Origin of the sequence: Hymenobacter nivis (genome assembly GCF_006439025.1) — a bacterium.
Lineage (GTDB): Bacteria > Bacteroidota > Bacteroidia > Cytophagales > Hymenobacteraceae > Hymenobacter > Hymenobacter nivis_A.
On sequence record NZ_RCYZ01000004.1, the window covers coordinates 81328 to 99953 of the forward strand.

Annotated in this window: 12 protein-coding genes; 7 read left to right on the top strand and 5 right to left on the bottom strand. The window is 64.5% G+C overall.

The features are described 5' to 3' along the window. Positions 1 to 37 precede the first annotated feature (37 nt). Positions 38 to 3235 (top strand): efflux RND transporter permease subunit, encoded by a 3198-nt coding sequence (locus EAH73_RS10655; RefSeq protein WP_140466487.1) that lies wholly within the window; start codon positions 38 to 40, stop codon positions 3233 to 3235. Continuing rightward, positions 3228 to 4664, top strand: a complete 1437-nt coding sequence (locus EAH73_RS10660; protein ID WP_140466488.1) for a TolC family protein — start codon at positions 3228 to 3230, stop codon at positions 4662 to 4664. The genes EAH73_RS10655 and EAH73_RS10660 overlap by 8 nt, the downstream gene beginning before the upstream one ends. 194 nt (positions 4665 to 4858) lie before the next feature. Here EAH73_RS10660 and ald read toward each other — a convergent pair whose 3' ends face one another. The 4 genes from ald to EAH73_RS10680 form a co-directional block, all read right to left on the bottom strand. Then, positions 4859 to 5986 (bottom strand): alanine dehydrogenase, encoded by a 1128-nt coding sequence (gene ald, locus EAH73_RS10665; RefSeq protein ID WP_140466489.1) that lies wholly within the window; start codon positions 5984 to 5986, stop codon positions 4859 to 4861. Between the two features lie 183 nt (positions 5987 to 6169). After that, positions 6170 to 6673: a VOC family protein gene (locus EAH73_RS10670; protein ID WP_140466490.1), complete on the bottom strand. Its 504-nt coding sequence runs from the start codon at positions 6671 to 6673 to the stop codon at positions 6170 to 6172. Between the two features lie 74 nt (positions 6674 to 6747). Beyond that, the gene (gene mgrA / locus EAH73_RS10675; protein ID WP_140466491.1) at positions 6748 to 7761 is read right to left on the bottom strand and encodes an L-glyceraldehyde 3-phosphate reductase; all 1014 of its coding nucleotides are present in this window, start codon (positions 7759 to 7761) and stop codon (positions 6748 to 6750) included. A gap of 19 nt (positions 7762 to 7780) precedes the next feature. Next, positions 7781 to 8560 (bottom strand): DUF1573 domain-containing protein, encoded by a 780-nt coding sequence (locus EAH73_RS10680; RefSeq protein WP_140466492.1) that lies wholly within the window; start codon positions 8558 to 8560, stop codon positions 7781 to 7783. 186 nt (positions 8561 to 8746) lie between these two features. On the opposite strand from EAH73_RS10680, the gene EAH73_RS10685 reads away from it, so the two are divergent. Further along, on the top strand, positions 8747 to 11164 hold the full coding sequence (locus tag EAH73_RS10685) for a thiamine pyrophosphate-dependent enzyme (protein WP_140466493.1): 2418 nt from the start codon (positions 8747 to 8749) through the stop codon (positions 11162 to 11164). A gap of 138 nt (positions 11165 to 11302) precedes the next feature. Here the strand turns inward: EAH73_RS10685 and EAH73_RS10690 are convergent, their stop codons facing one another. Then, positions 11303 to 11839 carry a hypothetical protein gene (locus tag EAH73_RS10690; protein WP_140466494.1) on the bottom strand — a complete coding sequence of 179 codons (537 nt, stop codon included), beginning with the start codon at positions 11837 to 11839 and terminating at the stop codon, positions 11303 to 11305. A 120-nt stretch (positions 11840 to 11959) separates the two neighbouring features. Here EAH73_RS10690 and EAH73_RS10695 point away from each other — a divergent pair, with 120 nt between their 5' ends. From EAH73_RS10695 to EAH73_RS10710, 4 genes are all read left to right on the top strand, one after another. Further along, the gene (locus EAH73_RS10695) at positions 11960 to 12964 is read left to right on the top strand and encodes an acyl transferase (RefSeq protein ID WP_140466495.1); all 1005 of its coding nucleotides are present in this window, start codon (positions 11960 to 11962) and stop codon (positions 12962 to 12964) included. Positions 12965 to 13175: 211 nt separating this feature from the next. Next, the gene (gene lepA, locus EAH73_RS10700) at positions 13176 to 14963 is read left to right on the top strand and encodes a translation elongation factor 4 (protein ID WP_140466496.1); all 1788 of its coding nucleotides are present in this window, start codon (positions 13176 to 13178) and stop codon (positions 14961 to 14963) included. A gap of 125 nt (positions 14964 to 15088) precedes the next feature. Next, the gene (locus EAH73_RS10705) at positions 15089 to 17629 is read left to right on the top strand and encodes a mechanosensitive ion channel family protein (protein WP_140466497.1); all 2541 of its coding nucleotides are present in this window, start codon (positions 15089 to 15091) and stop codon (positions 17627 to 17629) included. Positions 17630 to 17667: 38 nt separating this feature from the next. After that, positions 17668 to 18579, top strand: coding sequence for a bifunctional 5,10-methylenetetrahydrofolate dehydrogenase/5,10-methenyltetrahydrofolate cyclohydrolase (locus tag EAH73_RS10710; RefSeq protein ID WP_140466498.1), 912 nt, complete (start codon positions 17668 to 17670; stop codon positions 18577 to 18579). The last annotated feature ends 47 nt before the right edge of the window (positions 18580 to 18626 follow it).

Sequence of the window (18626 nt, forward strand, 5' to 3'; positions counted from 1 at the left end):
AAGCAACTAGTATATCTTCCATTTATTCAGCCGATAGATGTTTAGTAAATTCATTCGTCGGCCAGTATTTGCCATCGTTATTTCGGTGGTAATCCTCTTCATGGGGATGCTGGCTATCAAGACCTTACCTACCTCGCAGTTCCCCGAGATTTCACCGCCGATGGTGATGGTGAGTTGCGCCTACCCTGGTGCCAGCGCCAAGGTGCTCACCGAGTCGGTGCTCATCCCGCTGGAGCAGGCCGTGAACGGCGTGCCGGGCATGAAGTACATGACCTCCGACGCCGTGAGCGCCGGCGAGGCCAACATTCAGATTGTGTTCAACCTGGGCACCGACCCCGACCAGGCGGTGGTGAACGTGAACACCCGCATTGCACAGGTGGTGAACCGCCTGCCGGTGCTGGTGCAGCGCGAGGGCATTATTGTGAACCGCGTGGTGCCCAACATGCTGATGTACGTGAACTTGTACAGCAAGGACAAGCACACTGACATGAAGTACCTCTTCAACTTTGCCGGCGTGAACCTGCTGCCCGAGCTGCAGCGCATCGGGGGCATTGGGCGGGCCACCATCCTCGGTAGCCGGCAGTACGCCATGCGCATTTGGCTGAAGCCCGACCGCATGCGGGCCTACAGCATCTCGGTCGACGACGTGATGAAGTCGCTGGACGAGCAGAGCGTGATTGGCTCGCCGGGCCGCATCGGCCGCTCCGACGGGCAGCGGGCCGAAGCCCTGGAGTACGTGCTCACGTACCAGGGCCGCTTCAACGACGTGGAGCAGTACAAGAACGTGATTCTCAAGGCCAATCCCAACGGCGAGATCCTGCGCCTCAAGGATGTGGCCAACGTGGAGCTGGGCAGCGAATTCTACGACATCTACTCCAACCTGAACGGTGACCCCTCGGCGGCCATCGTGCTGAAGCAGACCTACGGCAGCAACGCCAAGGATGTGATTAAGGAAGTGAAAGCCAAGCTGGAGCTGATGAAGAAAACGTCCTTCCCGCCCGGTATGGACTACAAAATCAGCTACGACGTGTCAAACTTCCTCGACGCCTCCATCGAGAACGTAATCGACACGCTGCGCGACGCCTTCATCCTGGTGGCGCTGGTGGTGTTCATCTTCTTGGGCGACTGGCGCTCGACGCTCATTCCGGCGCTGGCCGTGCCGGTGTCGCTGGTGGGCTCATTCATGGCGATGCAAGTATTTGGCCTGACCATCAACATGATTACCCTGTTTGCGCTGGTCCTCTCCATCGGCATTGTGGTGGATGACGCCATTGTGGTGGTGGAGGCCGTGCACGCCAAGATGGACGAGGAGCACCTCTCGCCCTACAACGCGGTGCGCAAGGTGCTGGGCGAAATCAGCGGGGCCATCATTGCCATCACCATCCTGATGACGGCGGTGTTCATCCCGGTGGCATTCATGAGCGGCCCGGTGGGCATTTTCTACCGCCAGTTCTCTATTACCATGGCCACGGCCATCGTGATTTCGGGCCTCGTGGCCCTCACGCTGACGCCGGTGCTGTGCGCCATGATCCTGAAAAACCACCACGGCCAGCCGAAGAAGAAAACGCCAATTCAGCGCTTTTTCGACGCCTTTAACCGCGGGTTTGAGAAGCTGACCGGGCACTACACTAATATTCTGGAGCGCATCATCGACCGCCGGCTGGTGACGTTTGCCATGCTGCTGGCCTTCGGGCTGGGCATTTTCGGCATCTCCGAGAAGCTGCCCTCGGGCTTCATTCCGAGCGAAGATCAGGGCCTTATTTACGCCATTATTCAGACGCCGCCCGGCTCGACGCTGGAGCGCACCAACGCCATTGCCCAGCGCCTGTCGGCCCTGGCCAAGGACGTGCCCGGCATCGAAAACATCTCGACCCTGGCCGGCTACGAAGTGCTCACCGAAGGCCGCGGCTCGAACGCCGGCACTTGCCTGATTGACCTCAAGCCCTGGGACGAGCGCAAAAACCTGCCCGTGGCCAAAATCATCGCCGCGCTGGAAGTGAAGGCCCGGGAGATTCCGGGGGCGACCGTCGAATTTTTTGAGCCGCCGGCAGTGCCGGGCTACGGCGCGGCGGGCGGCTTCCAGTTGCAATTGCTGGACAAAACCGGCACCGGCGACTACAAGGCCCTGGAAAAAGTGAACGAGGAATTCATGGGGGCCCTGCGCAAGCGCCCGGAGCTGGCCGGTTTGTTCACCTTCTTCTCGGCCGACTACCCGCAGTACGAGCTCAAGATTGACAACGACTTGGCCATGCAGAAGGGCATCACCATCGGCAACGCCATGAACACGCTCTCCATCATGGTGGGCAGTACCTACGAGCTGGGCTTCATTAAGTACCAGCGTTTTTTCAAGGTGTACGTGCAGGCATCGCCTGAGTACCGCCACTTGCCGCAGGACATCCTGAACATGTGGGCCAAGAACGACAAGGGCGAGATGGTGCCGTTCTCAGCCTTCATGAAAATCGTGAAGTCGCAGGGCCCCAACGAGATTAACCGCTACAACATGTACACCACCGCCTCCATCCGGGGCGGGCCGGCGGCCGGCTTCAGCAGCGGCGAGGCCCTGAAAGCGGTGCAGGAAGTGGCAGCCAAAACCTTGCCCCGCGGCTACGACATCGACTGGGGCGGCTTGTCGAAAGACGAAGTGGGCCGCGGCAACGAGGCCGTGGTAATTTTCCTGGTGGTGCTAGCCTTTGTGTACTTCGTGCTCGCGGCCCAGTACGAGAGCTTCCTGCTGCCGTTTGCGGTGGTGCTATCGCTGCCAGCGGGTATTTTCGGTTCCTTCCTGCTGCTCAAGCTATTGGGCTTGGCCAACGACATTTACGCCCAGGTGGGGCTGGTGATGCTGGTGGGCCTGCTGGGTAAAAACGCGGTACTGATTGTGGAGTTTGCCGTGCAGGAGCACGAGAAAGGCATGACGGTGCGCGAGGCGGCCATTGCCGGGGCCAAGGCCCGTTTCCGGCCCATTCTGATGACCTCGTTCGCCTTTATTGCAGGCTTGATTCCGCTGGTGCTGGCCACCGGCGCGGGGGCCATCGGTAACCGCACCATCGGTACGGCGGCGCTGGGCGGCATGCTGTTCGGCACCGTGTTCGGGGTAATCATTATCCCGGGCCTGTACTACGTGTTCGGCACCCTGGCCGAGGGCCACAAGCTGATTCAGGACGAGAACGAATACCCGATAAGTGAAGGCGTGGAGCCCCGCGTGGAAATAGAAGAAATGGAGCCCTATGCTTAAGCGACGCATCTACCAAGGCCTGAGCGCCGCCTGCCTGGCCCTGGCCATAGCGGGCTGTAAAATGCCCCAGCTGGCCGTGCGCAACGTGCGCCGCAGCGTGCCTACTACCTACAACAACAGCGCCCAGGACACCCTCAGTACCGCTAAGGTGCGGTGGCAGGAGTTCTTCACCGACCCCAACCTGGCCGCCCTCATCGACAGCGCCCTGCAACGCAACCAGGAGCTGAACATCACGCAGCAGGAGCTGCAGATTGCCCGCAACGAGATTCAGGCCCGCAAGGGCGAGTACCTGCCCTCTGTGACGCTGGGGGGCCAGGCGGCCCTCGACCGCGTGAGCCGCTACACCATCCAAGGCGCCACGGAGGACCAGATCAACATCCAGCCCGACCGCCGCACGCCCGACCCGCTGGGCAATTTCCAACTGGGGGCCTACGCCAGCTGGGAGGTTGATATCTGGCACAAGCTGCGCAACGCCCGCAAATCGGCCGCCACGCGCTACCTGGCCTCGGTGGAGGGCCGGAACTTCATGGTGACCAACCTGATTGCCGAAATTGCCACCTCGTACTACGAGCTGCTGGCGCTGGACAACCAGCTGCTGATTTTGCAGCAGAGCATTGAAATCCAGGACAATGCCCTGCGCGTGGTGCGGCAGGAGAAGGAAGCTGCCCGCGTGACCGAACTCGCCGTGAAGCGCTTCGAGGCCCAGATCCAGAACACCACGGCCCAGCAGTACACCACGAAGCAGCGCATCACCGAAACCGAGAACCGCATCAACTTCCTGCTGGGCCGCTTTCCGCAGCCGATTGTGCGCAACGATGCGGAGTTCAACGGCTTGGTACCGAAGGCCATGCAGGCCGGTATTCCGGCGCAGCTGCTCAGCAACCGGCCCGACATCCGGCAGGCCGAGCAGCAACTGGTGGCCGCCAAGCTCGACGTGCAGGTGGCGCGCGCCAATTTCTACCCGTCGCTGGGCATTTCGGGCGGGGTGGGCTTTGGGGCGTTCAAGCCCGGCTTGCTGTTCACCACGCCGGGGGCCCTGCTGTACTCGATAGCCGGCGATTTGTCGGCCCCGCTCATCAACCGCAACGGCATCAAGGCGCTGTATTCCACCGCCAATGCGTTGCAGCTGCAAGCCGTGTACAACTACGAGCGCACCGTGCTGAACGCCTACATCGAGGTGGCCAACCAGCTCTCCAACATCAACAACCTGGAGCAGGGCTACGAGGCCAAGCTGAAGGAAGTGCAGGCCCTGAGCCTGTCCATCCGCATCTCCAACAGCCTCTTCAAATCGGTGCGGGCCGACTACACCGAAGTGCTCTTCACCCAGCGCGACGCCCTGAACGCCCGCTTCGACCTGACCGAAACCAAGATGAAGCAGCTCAATGCCACGGTGAACGTGTACCGGGCCCTGGGCGGCGGCTGGAACTAGCTAATGAGGCACGAGCTGGCAGCTGATAGCTAGTGGCTCAGCACTTAACAGAAAGAGGGCCCCCGGCTACGTAGCCGGGGGCCCTCTTTCTGTGGCTAGGTACCAGCGCCTGCCGGGCAAGCAAAGGCCCCGCCGGAAAATCCGGGCGGGGCCCCTGTCTTATTCTTGCCGGCACACCGCCGGGTGGGGGGCAGTTACGCCGTTACCGGCTCCAGCACGTGGGCCACGTCCACCAGGGGCAAGCCCCAGGCGTCGGCCACGCCTTTGTAGACTACTTCGCCGTGCACCACGTTCAGACCGAGGCGCAGGGCCGCGTCCTGGCGGCAGGCGGCCTGCCAGCCCAGGTTGGCCAGCTTCACGGCGTAGGGCAGCGTGGCGTTGGTGAGGGCCAGGGTGGAAGTGTAGGGCACCGCGCCCGGCATGTTGGCCACGCAGTAGTGCACCACGTCGTCGATGATGAAGGTCGGGTCTTCGTGGGTGGTGGGGTGGCAAGTTTCGATGCAGCCGCCCTGGTCCACGGCCACGTCCACGAGCACGGTGCCGGGGCGCATGGTCTTGAGCATGTCGCGGGTGATGAGGTGCGGAGCCTTGGCACCGGGAATGAGCACAGCGCCCACCACGAGGTCGGTGGTTTTGATGGCCTCGCGGATGTTGTACTCGTTGGAGTACACGGTCACCACGTTCTTGGGCATGAAGTCGTCGAGCTCGCGCAGGCGGTTCAGGTTGATGTCCATGATGGTGACTTGGGCCCCCAGGCCGGCGGCTATTTTGGCGGCCTGCGTGCCCACGATGCCCGCGCCGAGCACCAGCACGTGCGCCGGCTTCACGCCGGGTACGCCGCCGAGCAGGATGCCGCGGCCTTTCAGGGGTTTCTCCAGGTACTTGGCGCCTTCCTGGGGGGCCATGCGGCCGGCCACCTCGCTCATCGGGATGAGCAGGGGCAGGGCGCGGCTGGGCAGCTCCACGGTTTCGTAAGCCAGGCACACGGCCTTGCGCTCGATCATGGCGTGCGTGAGCGCCTCGCCGCTGGCAAAGTGGAAGTACGTGAACAGCAGCTGGTTCTCCTTGATGAGCGGGTACTCCTCGGCAATCGGCTCCTTTACTTTCACAATCATTTCGGCTTGCCCGTACACCTCGGCGATGGTGGGCAGCATTTGCGCACCGGCCTGCTCGTACTCGGCGTCGTCGAAACCGCTGCCGCTGCCGGCCCCGGCCTGCACCAGCAGCGTGTGGCCGTGCTTGCGCAGCTCGGCCACGCCGGCGGGCGTGAGGCCCACGCGGTTTTCGTTGTTTTTAATCTCCTTAGGAACGCCGATAATCATAGAAAGGGGGGGTGGGAGTGAGGGGGAGTTAGCAAGCGCCAAAGCGCGCAGCAAAGATACGGCCCCAACGGCCCGAAGCGGCCAAAAGTGCCCTTGCTGGCCGGTACTTCGCAGGGCAGCGCTGGGTTAAAAATTGAGAGCGGAGCGCCCAAGCCCGTGGGCACTCGGCGCTCCGCTTTTGCCTCAGTTTCCCGCCGCTATTAGGGCCCCCACGTCGAGGGGGTGGGTGTACATGGCGATGGCGCCGGCCGCATCGCGGGGCCACTCGGCGCGGGGCCGGTCCCAGTACAGCTCCAGGCCGTTGCCGTCGGGGTCGTTCAGGTACACGGCTTCCGACACGCCGTGGTCGGCGGAGCCGCGCAGCGGGTAGCCGGCGGCCACCAGCCGGCCCACCACGCGGCCCAAGTCGGCGCGGGTGGGGTAGAGCAGGGCGGCGTGGTAGAGGCCGGCCGCGCCTTGGGTGCGCGCCGGGGCCCCGCCCAGGCTGTTCCAGGTGTTCAGCCCAATGTGGTGGTGATAGCCGCCGGCCCCCAAAAAAGCGGCCTGCTCGCCGTAGCGCTGCTGCAGCTCAAAGCCCAGCAGGCCTTGGTAAAATGCCAGGGACCGGTCGAGGTCGGTGACTTGCAAGTGCACGTGGCCCACCTGGGCCCCGGCGGGCGCGGTGTAGGCAGGGGCGGCGTCAGCCATGATGTTTGTGCGGGTTATGTGCGAAAAAAATAGGGCCCCCAAGCACTGCTCGGGGGCCCTAACTAAGCAGGGGATTAAGCCGTGGCCTCGGCCGCCGGCTGCAAAATTTGCTCGATGCGGGCCAGCTCGTCGGCGCTGAACTTCAGGTTTTGGAGGCAATGCAGCGAGTCGGCGAGCTGCGCGGGGCGGCTGGCGCCCACCAGCACGGAGGTCACGCGCTCGTCCTTCAGCAGCCAAGCCAAGGCCATTTGGGCCAGGCTCTGGCCGCGGGCCTGGGCCACGTCGTTGAGGCTCCGGAGCTGGGCCACCACGGCGGGCGTCACGGCTTCGCGCTGCAAAAAGCCCGTGCTGCTCGCCGCCCGCGAGTCGTCGGGAATGCCGTGCAGGTACTTGTTCGAGAGCAGGCCCTGGGCCAGGGGCGAGAACGGAATGCAGCCCACGCCCTCCGCGCCCAACACGTCGAGCAGGCCCTCTTCCGGGTCGCGCACCAGCATCGAGTACTTGGGCTGGTGAATGAGGCAGGGCGTGCCCATTTCGCGCAGCAGGCCGATGGCCTTTTGGGCCTCCTCGGGCCCGTAGTTCGACAGGCCCACGTACAGGGCCTTGCCCTGGCGCACGGCGTGGGCCAGGGCCCCCATGCTTTCCTCCAGCGGCGTGTCGGGGTCGGGCCGGTGGTGGTAGAAGATGTCCACGTACTCCAGGCCCATGCGCTTGAGGCTCTGGTCGAGGCTGGCCAGCAGGTACTTGCGCGAGCCCCACTCGCCGTAGGGCCCCTCCCACATGTTGTACCCAGCCTTGGTCGAAATGATGAGTTCGTCGCGGTACGCGGCAAAATCCTGGGCCAGCACCTTGCCGAAGTTCAGCTCGGCCGAGCCGGGGGGCGGGCCGTAGTTGTTGGCCAGGTCGAAGTGGGTGATGCCGTTATCGAAGGCCAGGTGCAGGGTTTCGCGTCCGGTGGCCAGCGCGTCCACGTCGCCGAAATTGTGCCAGAGGCCCAGCGAAATGGCGGGCAATTTTAAGCCGCTTTTGCCGCAGCGGCGGTAGGGCAGGGCCTGGTAGCGGTCCGCGGCGGGGAGGTAGTTCGTCATGAAAAAGGAAAGGGAAGAGTTATTTGAAGGGAACGGCGGTGCCGCTTTCCTTTACGAGGCTTTCGGGGGCCAGGGTGCGCACCACGGTGGCGCGCAGCGTGAGCTTGGCCTCGCCGGCCGTGGCCACGTCGTTCGATTGCAGCGTCACCACATCGGCCAGGGCCCCCAGCTGGCGCGGGGCGTACACCAGCTCCACCGCGGTGCTTTGGCCGGGGGCGATGGGGGCGGGCGGCACTTTGTAGCCTACGCAGTAGCAGGCGCTGCCCAGGGCCCCCAGCACGAGGGGGCTCTTGCCGGCGTTGCGCACCACGAAGCGGGCGCTGAGCTGCTGCCCGCTTTCGAGCCGGCCAAAATCGTGGCCCGGGGCCCCCTCGATGACGAGGCGCGGCGAGCGGGCAACTTCGGCGGGCGTCAGGGCCTTCTTCTGCTCGTCCTTGGTCAGCACCGTGCCCTTGATGGTGAGCACGTGGCTGGGCGTGGCGGCGTTGCTGGTCACGGTCACGGTTTTGCTGAACACGCCGGGCCGGCCGGCGCTGCTGTACACAGCGCGCACCACGCCGGCCTTGCCGGGCAGCACCGGCGTTTTGGTCCATTCGGGGGTGGTGCAGCCGCAGCTGGCCTGCACGTTGGCGATGACCACCGGCTGGTTGCCGGTGTTCTTAAACCGGAACTCGTGGGCGGCCATCGTGCCTTCCGGCACGGCGCCAAAATCGTGCAGGTCGCGCTCGAACGTGAGCACGCCCTGGGCCCGGGCCCCCAGGGCGCTGGCCAACAAAGCGAGGGCGAAAAGGTATTTCATAAGCAAGGGCGTGGGGTGGGGCCCCGGCGGCCCGCGGCGGCAAAACGCGGCGGCCGGCGGGCCGGGCAAATATACACCGGGGCCCTGCCCACCGGCTCGCCCGCGCCCGGTGCCCTATTTTTGCCGCGGCTCCGGCCGTATTGTCCTTCCCCCCGTCCCACCCGCTCCACTTAAGTTTCCCTGCCCATGCCCACCGCCGAACTCACCGCTCCGGCCTCCGCGGCCGCCCTGGCCCCGGCCGATTTTTTGCACGACTACCGCCTCGGGTGGGAGAGCCGGCACGCCTCGCTGGCCGGCCGCAAGGAAGTGTTTATGGGCAAGGCCAAGTTTGGTATTTTCGGCGACGGCAAGGAACTGCCCCAGCTGGCCATGGCCCGCGCCTTCAAGAACGGCGACTTCCGCGCCGGCTACTACCGCGACCAGACCTTTATGGTGGCCATCGGGGCCCTAAACTGGCAGGAATACTTCGCCCAGCTCTACGCCAACCCCGACGTGGAGGCCGAGCCCAGCACCGCCGGCCGCGCCATGAACGGGCACTTCGGCACCCGTCTGCTCGACGATGACGGCCTATTTAAGCCCCAGACCGCGACCAAGAACTCGTCGGCCGACATCTCGCCCACCGCCGCTCAAATGCCGCGCCTCGTGGGCTTGGCCTACGCCAGCAAGCTCTACCGCCTCAACCCCGAGCTGCACCCGTTCAGCGATTTTTCGGTGAACGGCAACGAGGTGGCCTTCGGCACCATTGGCAACGCCAGCACGTCGGAGGGCATGTTTTTTGAGGCCCTCAACGCGGCCGGTGTGCTCCAGATTCCGCTGCTGGTGAGCGTGTGGGACGACCACTACGGCATCTCGGTGCCCGCCGAGTACCAGACCACCAAGCAGAGCATTTCGGCCATCATGGCCGGCCTCCAACGCGAAGGAGAAGGGGAGCCGGGCTTCGAGATTTTCGCGGTGAAGGGCTGGGACTACCCCGCCCTGGTGGACACGTACCAGCGCGCCGCCGATATGTGCCGCACCCAGCACGTGCCCGTGCTCTTCCACGTCACCGAGCTCACGCAGCCTCAGGGCCACAGTACCAGCGGCTCACACGAGCGCTACAAGCCCAAGAGCCGCCTGCTGTGGGAAGAAAAAAACGACTGCCTGCTGAAAATGCGGCAGTGGCTGCTGGCTGAAGGCCACGCCACCGCCGAAGCCCTCGATGCCATCGAAAAGGACGCCGCCGCCACCGTCAAGCGCGCCCGCACCGCCGCCTGGGCGGCCTTCGTGGACCCCATTAAAGAGGAGCGCGACGCCACTGTGGCCCTGCTCGACCGCCTGGTGAAGGCCACCGGCACCGAACACGCCCTGGCCGAAACCGTGAATCAGCTGCGCACCAACCCCGCGCCCATCCGCGCCGACAGCGTGCGCACCCTGCGCCGGGCCCTGCGCCAGGTGCGCGGCCTGCGCCACCCCGGCCGCCGCGCCGTGCAGCAGTACCTGGAGCAGCTGCAAGGCGAAAACGCCGACCGCTACAATTCCAACCTCTTCAGCCAGAGTACCGAAGCCGTGGGCAACATCGACGAGGTGCCCGTGGCCTACGCCGACGGGGCCCCGCAGGTGGACGGCCGCGAGGTGCTGCAGGCCTGCTTCACGGCCAACTTCGAGCGCGACCCGCGCATCTTCGCCATCGGCGAGGACGTGGGCCAGATCGGCGACGTGAACCAAGCCTTTGCCGGCTTGCAGGAGAAGTTTGGCGAGCTGCGCGTGACCGACACCGGCATCCGCGAGTGCACCATCATCGGGCAGGGCATCGGCACGGCCCTGCGCGGGCTGCGGCCCATCACCGAGATTCAGTACCTCGACTACCTGCTCTACGCGGTGCAGATTCTCAGCGACGACCTCGCTTGCCTCCAGTACCGCACCAAGGGCGGCCAGAAGGCCCCCCTGATCATCCGTACCCGCGGCCACCGCCTGGAGGGCATCTGGCATTCGGGCTCGCCCATGGGCCTGCTGCTCACCACGCTGCGCGGCATTCACGTGTGTGTGCCCCGCGACATGACCCGCGCCGCCGGCTTCTACAACACGCTGCTGCGGAGCGACGAGCCCGCCGTGGTGGTGGAATGCCTGAACGGCTACCGCCTCAAGGAGGCCATGCCCGCCAACGTGGGCGAGTTTACGCTGCCCTTGGGCCGGCCCGAGGTGTTGCGCGCCGGCACCGACATCACCATCGTCACCTACGGCTCGATGTGCCGGGTGGTGATGGAGGCCGCCGCCCAGCTGGCCGCCGAAGGCATTTCGGCCGAAGTTATCGACGTGCAAACCCTGCTGCCCTTCGACACCGAGCACCTCATTGCCGACAGCCTGCGCAAAACCGGCCGCGTGCTGTTTGCCGACGAAGACGTGCCCGGCGGCGCTTCGGCCTTCATGCTCCAGCACGTCATCGACGAGCAAAACGGCTACCAGCTGCTCGACGCGGCCCCGCGCTGCCTCTCGGCCCAGGCCCACCGCCCGGCCTACAGCTCCGACGGCGACTACTTTAGCAAGCCCAACGTAGAAGACGTGTTCGACGCCGCCTACGCCCTGCTCAGCGAAGCCGACCCGGAGCGCTTTCCGGACATCTACTAGTTGTCAGTTGGTCGTTGTCAGTTGTTAGTAAATCCTGATAACTGACAACGACCAACTGACAACGAATACCGGCCCCGGGGCCAAAAAAATGGCCGCCTCCCCAGTGGGAAGCGGCCGTGCTTTGCGCAGGCAGGGGCCCTACGGAATGATGATGCTGTTGGTGGTCACCACGTTGCTGCGGTTCAGGGCCCGGTCCTGGATGCTGACGACGAAGCGCACCTCCTGGCCGGGCCGGAAGGGCGAGCCGAGCAGGAAGTTCTGGCTGTAGAGGAGCGTGCCCTTCACCGGGGCCTCCTTGGTGCCCTCGGGGGTGATGTGCGGGTAGCGGCCATTGTACTGGCCCAGCGCAATGGTGCTGGTCGTAAAATCGACAAACTGCTTGCTAGTCGTATTGTACAGCTGTGGCTGGAGGAAGTAGTTCTTGGGGTTGCTGGCGAACGGGCCGGCAATATCGGCGTCGGACAAGCCCAGGTCGCCGTTACCGTCCTGGTACGTGACGGCGATGACCATTGAGTCGCGCCGGGCCGAGCCCGTACCCAGGCGCGTGGAGGTCAGCTCCGCGTTGTCGATGGACGGTGTGAGGGAGTATTCGGGCGGGTTGAGGCAGCTGCTGACCGCCCCGGCCGCAACGGCCAGTAGCCCAGCCAGGCGCAAGGAGTAGAATAAAGTGCGCATAGAAGCGTGAAATGACGAAAGTGAACCCACCCCGGGGGCCCCAAAAGTGACCCGAATGTACGTTTTTCGCAACGAAGCCGCCGCGGTTTTGTTGTGCCCTGCTAACCCCTTCGCCTGCCAATGAGTTTCCGCGCCGAGTTCCTGCGCCAGCTGCCCGCCGTATCAGCCGCCACCTTCGAGGCGGCGGCCCTGGCCCTGTTCCGCCACCAAGCTGCCCACTGCCCGCCCTACGCCGCCTACCTGCGCCAGTTGGGCCGCGCCCCCGCCGCCGTGGGGGCCCTGGCCGACATCCCATTCCTGCCCATCGAGTTCTTCAAAACCCACGACGTGCGCACCGAGCCCGACGAGTGGGGCCCCCAGGAGGAATTCCTGAGCAGCGGCACCACCCGCCAGCAGCGCAGCCGCCACCTGCTGCGCGACCCGCAGCTGTACCGCGACAACGCCGCCCGCATCTTCGAGCAGTTCTACGGGCCCCTCCCGGGCTGGACGTTCCTGGCCCTGCTGCCCTCGTACCTGGAGCAGGGGCAGTCGTCGCTGGTGGCGATGGTGGACGACTTTGCCCGGCGCTCGGGTCAGGCGCAGCCCGCGTTTTTTCTGCACGACCACGGGGCCCTGCGCCGGGCCCTGGCCGAGGCCCAGCGGGCACCCGGCCGCCGCGTGCTGCTCATCGGCGTGAGCTACGCTCTGCTGGATCTGGCCGCCGAGGCCGGTCCCGCGCCCGAACTGCAAGGCCTCACGGTGCTCGAAACTGGGGGCATGAAGGGCCGCCGCCGCGAGCTCATCCGCGAGGAGCTGCACCAAGAACTGCAAACGGCCTTTGGGCCCGCCGGCATCCACTCCGAGTACGGCATGACGGAGCTGCTCAGCCAGGCCTACTCGCTGGGCGACGGGCGCTTCCACGCGCCGCCGCCGCTGCGCGTGCTGCTGCGTGACCCCGCCGACCCGTTCGACGTGGCCGAGCGCCGACCCGATGGAGCTATCAACGTTATCGACCTGGCCAACATCGACTCGTGTGCCTTCATCGAAACCAAAGATTTAGCCGTGCAGCACCCCGACGGCTCGTTTGAGGTGCTGGGCCGCATGGACAATTCGGATGTGCGCGGCTGCAACCAGTTGGTGGCCTAAGGGGCAAACAGGGCCCCGGAAAAGGCCGGGCCACCGGCGTTTCGCCGGCGGCCCGGCCACCGCACGGGCCGCCGCCCGGAACCCCTGGGGCCCCAAGGCGCTGGTCGTTGCGCCGGTGGCCCCCGAAGTTTGGCGTTGCCAAAGTCCGCGCCGCTGGCCAATTGGCACTGCTTTCGCCGTACCTTCGTTCTTCTGAAAAAACCGCCCTCCGTTGAAGAATATCCGTAATTTCTGCATCATCGCCCACATCGACCACGGCAAAAGCACGCTGGCCGACCGGCTCCTGGAGTTCACGAGCACCGTGGCCAAGCGCGACATGCAGGCCCAGCTGCTCGACAACATGGACCTGGAGCGCGAACGGGGCATCACCATCAAGAGCCACGCCATCCAGATGCAGTTTCCCTACAAAGGGGAGATTTACACGCTGAACCTGATCGACACACCCGGCCACGTCGATTTTAGCTACGAAGTGAGCCGCAGCATTGCCGCCTGCGAAGGGGCCCTGCTGATCGTGGATGCCTCGCAGGGCATTGAGGCCCAAACGATTTCCAACCTCTACCTCGCCATCGGGGCCGACCTGGAAATCATTCCGGTACTCAACAAAATTGACCTGCCGCACGCCATGCCGGAGGAGGTGACCGACGAGATTGTGGACCTGATTGGCTGCCAGCCGGAGGACATTATCCACGCTTCGGGCAAGGCCGGCATTGGCATCGAGGCCATCCTGAACGCCATTGTGGAGCGCGTGCCGGCCCCCAAGGGCGACCCGGGGGCCCCGCTGCAAGCGCTGATTTTCGACTCGGTATTCAACTCGTACCGCGGCATCGAGGTGCTGTTCCGCATCAAGAACGGGGTGATGAAGAAGGGCGACAAGCTGCGCTTTATGGCCACGGGCAAGGAGTACGGCGCCGACGAAATCGGCATCCTTGGCCTCAACCAGGAGCCGCGCCAGGAGATGAGCGCCGGCAACGTGGGTTACCTCATCTCGGGCATCAAGGAGGCGCGCGAGGTGAAGGTGGGCGACACCATCACGCACGTGCACAACCCCACGCCCGACGCCATCCAGGGCTTCGCCGACGTGAAGCCGATGGTATTCGCCGGCATTTACCCGGTGGATACTACCGAGTATGAGGAGCTGCGCAGCAGCATGGAGAAGCTCCAGCTCAACGACGCCTCGCTGGTGTGGGAGCCCGAAACGTCGGTGGCGCTAGGCTTCGGCTTCCGCTGCGGCTTTTTGGGCATGCTGCACATGGAAATCGTGCAGGAGCGCCTGGAGCGCGAGTTCAACATGACGGTCATCACCACGGTGCCGAGTGTGCAGTTCCACGCCACCGGCACTAAGGACCAGCTGCTGACCATCAACGCGCCCTCCGAAATGCCGGAGCCGAACCTCATCAAACACATCGAGGAGCCCTACATCAAGGCGCAGATTATCACCGCTTCGGAGTACGTGGGGGGCATCATCACGCTGTGCATGGAGAAGCGTGGCATCATCAAGGGCCAGTCGTACCTGACGAGCGAGCGGGTGGAGATGAGCTTCGAGCTGCCGCTGTCAGAAATCGTGTTCGACTTTTTCGACAAGCTCAAGTCCATCAGCCGCGGCTACGCTTCGCTGGACTACGAGCTGATTGGCTTCCGCGAATCGGACATGGTGAAGCTGGACGTGATGCTGAACGGCGAGAAGGTGGACGCCCTTTCGGCCATCGTGCACCGCTCGAAAAGCTACGAGTGGGGCCGCCGCCTCTGCGAGAAGTTGCGCGAGCTACTACCCCGCCAGATGTTCGACATCGCCATCCAGGCCAGCATCGGGCAGAAAATCATCGCCCGTGAAACCATCAAGGCGCTGCGCAAAAACGTGATTGCCAAGTGCTACGGCGGCGACATCAGCCGCAAGCGCAAGCTGCTCGAAAAGCAAAAGGAGGGCAAGAAACGGATGCGCACCGTGGGTTCTGTGGAAATCCCGCAAGAAGCATTTCTGGCGGTGCTTAAAATTGACTGATTTAGTGAAACGCGGCTCCGGAAGGGGCCGCGTTTTTTGTTGAAATATTCTGTAGAAAAGACTGTTAACTTATCGGACGCCTCAACGGCCAGCTATTTATTTCTATTCATACGCCTTACTATTTAATGCGCTATTTACTTTTTAACCTGCTTTTTTGCCTATTGCTGCTGAGCCCCGTGGGGGCCCTGCAAGCCGCCCCCGCCAAGCCCAAAGCTGCCGTTCAGAAAGCCCGACCAGTTGCGCCCATTTTGCCCGATTCGCTGGCCCGGCGCATCGAGCGGGCCTACTTCGTGCTCAGCCGCATCAACGGCACGGCGCGCCGCAACTCCGACACTCAGGACCTGAGCGAGGACTTGCCCACGGTGGAGGATAACCTCGAAACGATCCGGGAAAACCTTGACCAGTACGGCGACGTGGTGGACGTGAAGCAGTTGCAGATGTACCGCGTGCTGCTGGCCGACATGCAGACGCGGCTGGGCGACTGGCGCACGGCCCTGAACACGGGCGGCAAAGAGCTGGCCGCCCAGCAAGCCCGGCTCGACACGCTGGGGGACCAGCTGCCGCCGCCTGCCGACCGGCCGCCCGTGGCTACGGCCATCGGCCGGGCCCTGGCACGCTTGGCAAGCAAAGAAGACCGCGCCCGCCAGCTGCTGGCCCGCCGCCGCCAGTCCGTTACGGGCCTGCAAACGCGGGTGTCGGAGGGCTACATCCAGGTGCTGGAGCTGCAAGACGTGGTGCGCGAGCAAATGGGCCGCTTCAACCGCCGCAACAGCCAGGCCGAGCTGCCGCCGCTGTGGCGCCCGGGCCGCATCGTGGCCGCCGACGACCAGGCGGCTGCCCTGGCGCGCAAGTCGTACCAGGCCCAGCGCGGCCTGCTGGGCTACTACTTCACCGAGCACTGGGACTATTGGGTGTGGATGGTGGTGCTGGCGGTGAGCTTTTTTGGGTGGGTATTCCGCAATTTTAGGGCCCTGCGCCGCAACGCCGCCGGGGCCCCAGCGGCCAACGCGCCGGCTGCATCGGTCGCACCCACTGCACCAGTAGCGCCCACCGCCCCGGTCGCGCCCGCCACCGCTACGGCCGCTGCTACCGCCGATTTCCTGCCCGTGGCCGACGCGGCCACGGCTACGCCCGGCGCGGTGGCCGTGCGCCCGGCGGGGGGGGGCGCCGCCGCTAATGCCACGGTGATACCGGCGCCGCCCGAGCACCGGCTGCACTACCTGCGGCCAATTCCAGGCGCTGCGGCGCTGCTGGTGGTGTTCAGCCTGGCCCCATTCTTTGACTTGCAGCCGCCCGCGGCTTACACCGACCTGCTGCAGCTGCTGCTGGTCGTCACGCTCACAGTGCTGGGCTGGCGCAGCTGGCCGCGGCCGCTGTTCTGGTACTGGGCCGGCATCGTGGTGGCCTTCGTGGCCCTGAACGTGGCCTACGCCGTGCGGGCCCCCGGGCTGGGGATGCGCTGGGCCACGCTGCTGCTGAACGCGGGCGCCGGGACCCTGGGCTATTTCTTCTGGCGCTACCTGCAAAGCCGCAAGCTGCTGGCGGGCTTTGTGCGGCCGGTAGCGCTGCTGTTCGTGGGCCTGAACGTGCTGGCGGTGCTGGCCAACGCCTTCGGCCGGGTCAGCTTGGCTAAGATGTTCACTGCGGCGGCCTTGGTGGGCCTCACGCAGGGCGTGGCGCTGTCGGCCTTCGTGCGAGTAGTCACGGAGGCATTTTTCCTGCAGGTGCAGCGCAGCCGGCAGGCGGGCGGGCTGGGCACGCGCTTTAGCTTCGGCAAAATGGAAAGCGCCCTGCGCAAGGCCCTGACGGCGGTGGTAGGCGTGCTCTGGCTAATGCTGTTCACCGCCAACCTGAACCTTTACAACCTCTTCTACCGCCTCATCGAGCGCACGCTCACGGCCCCGCACCAGCTCGGCAGCACCACCTTCACGCTGGGCAACGTGCTGTTGTTCTTTGGCGTGGTGCTGCTCACGGTGCAGCTGCAGAAGTACGTGGGCTACTTTTTTGGCGAAACCGACGACGAGTTCAGCGTCGAAACCGACCGCAAGGGCTCCTGGATGGTGGCCATCCGGCTGGGCATCCTGGCGGTGGGGCTGTTCATCGCCACGCTGGCTTCGGGCCTGCCCGTCGATAAGATTGCCATCGTGCTGGGGGCCCTGGGCGTGGGCATCGGCCTGGGCCTGCAAAACATCATCAACAACTTGGTGTCGGGCGTCATCCTCATCTTCGAACGTCCGTTCCAGGTGGGCGACTACATCGAGGTGAAGGGCCAGACGGGCCGTGTAAAGGACATCGGCATCCGGGCCAGTAAGCTCATTTCGCAGGCCGGCTCCGAAATTATCCTGCCCAACGGCGACCTGCTCTCCAACCACGTCATCAACTGGACGCTGAGCAACAACCACATCCGCACCGAGCTGGCGCTCAACTTGGGCCCCGACATCGACCTCGATGAGGCGCGCCAGATCATCAGCGAGGAAATCCTCAAAAACCCCAACACACTGCACAAGGTCGCCCCCGAGATCCTGCTCAACAACGTCACCGTCACCGGCTACGACCTCAAGGCCCTGTTCTGGATCAACAACATCCGCCAGGAGCAGGCCCTGAAAAGCGAGCTGCTGGCCGGCATTTACCAGCGGCTTACCCAAGCGGGCATTGCCATGCGCTAAGCCGCTGCCCACGAGTTCTTTTCACCAAATTTTGGTTCATGCCAAACCTCGAAAACGTTCCCCCCCACCTCATCGACGGCAAGCAAACCGCCGAGGACATAAAAGTTGAAATTGCCGCCGCGGTGGTAAAGCTGACGGCCACCGGCCAGCGCCCGCCGCACCTGGCCGCCATCCTCGTGGGCCACGACGGCGGCTCCGAAACCTACGTGCGCAACAAGGTGCTGGCCTGCGAGCGGGTGGGCTACGACAGCACCCTGCTGCGTTTCGAGGACGACATCACCGAGGCCGACCTGCTGGCCCAGGTGGGGGCCCTGAACGACGACCCGGCCATCGACGGCTTCATCGTGCAGCTGCCGTTGCCCAAGCACATCGACGCCGAAAAGGTCATCGAAGCCATCCGCCCCGAAAAGGATGTGGATGGCTTCCACCCCATGAACCTGGGCCGCATGGTGGCCGGCCTGCCCGCGCTGCTGCCTGCCACGCCCTCCGGCATTGTGGAGCTAATGGCCCGCCAGGGCATCAAAACCAGCGGCCAGCACTGCGTGGTTATCGGCCGCAGCAACATCGTGGGAACACCAGTTAGCATACTGCTAGCTAAAAACTTGGATACCGCTAACTGTACTGTTACTTTATGTCACTCGCGCACCAAGAACCTGCGCGAGATTGTGCGCCAGGCCGACATTATCGTGGCCGCCATCGGCCGGCCCGAGTTCGTGACGGCCGACATGGTGAAGCCCGGCGCGGTGGTGATTGACGTGGGCACCACCCGCGTGACGGACGCCAACAAGAAGAGCGGCTTCACCCTAAAAGGCGACGTGAACTTTGCCGAAGTAGCCCCGCTGGCCTCGCGCATCACGCCCGTGCCCGGCGGCGTGGGCCCCATGACCATCGCCATGCTGCTGCTGAACACGCTGCGCGCCGCTACCGGCGCCGTGTACCCAAAGGCGTAGTAGCTCGGACTACGAAGTCCAAGCTACGGTTCGTAAATTTGAGTGGC

Excerpts from the sequence above, each read along its gene's own strand:
- EAH73_RS10690 (WP_140466494.1), bottom strand. The coding sequence starts at position 11,839 with ATGCGCACTTTATTCTACTCCTTGCGCCTGGCTGGGCTACTGGCCGTT.
- EAH73_RS10685 (WP_140466493.1), top strand. The coding sequence starts at position 8,747 with ATGCCCACCGCCGAACTCACCGCTCCGGCCTCCGCGGCCGCCCTGGCC.
- EAH73_RS10695 (WP_140466495.1), top strand. The coding sequence starts at position 11,960 with ATGAGTTTCCGCGCCGAGTTCCTGCGCCAGCTGCCCGCCGTATCAGCC.
- mgrA (WP_140466491.1), bottom strand. The coding sequence starts at position 7,761 with ATGACGAACTACCTCCCCGCCGCGGACCGCTACCAGGCCCTGCCCTAC.
- EAH73_RS10680 (WP_140466492.1), bottom strand. The coding sequence starts at position 8,560 with ATGAAATACCTTTTCGCCCTCGCTTTGTTGGCCAGCGCCCTGGGGGCC.
- EAH73_RS10705 (WP_140466497.1), top strand. The coding sequence starts at position 15,089 with ATGCGCTATTTACTTTTTAACCTGCTTTTTTGCCTATTGCTGCTGAGC.
- EAH73_RS10660 (WP_140466488.1), top strand. The coding sequence starts at position 3,228 with ATGCTTAAGCGACGCATCTACCAAGGCCTGAGCGCCGCCTGCCTGGCC.
- EAH73_RS10655 (WP_140466487.1), top strand. The coding sequence starts at position 38 with ATGTTTAGTAAATTCATTCGTCGGCCAGTATTTGCCATCGTTATTTCG.
- EAH73_RS10710 (WP_140466498.1), top strand. The coding sequence starts at position 17,668 with ATGCCAAACCTCGAAAACGTTCCCCCCCACCTCATCGACGGCAAGCAA.
- EAH73_RS10670 (WP_140466490.1), bottom strand. The coding sequence starts at position 6,673 with ATGGCTGACGCCGCCCCTGCCTACACCGCGCCCGCCGGGGCCCAGGTG.
- ald (WP_140466489.1), bottom strand. The coding sequence starts at position 5,986 with ATGATTATCGGCGTTCCTAAGGAGATTAAAAACAACGAAAACCGCGTG.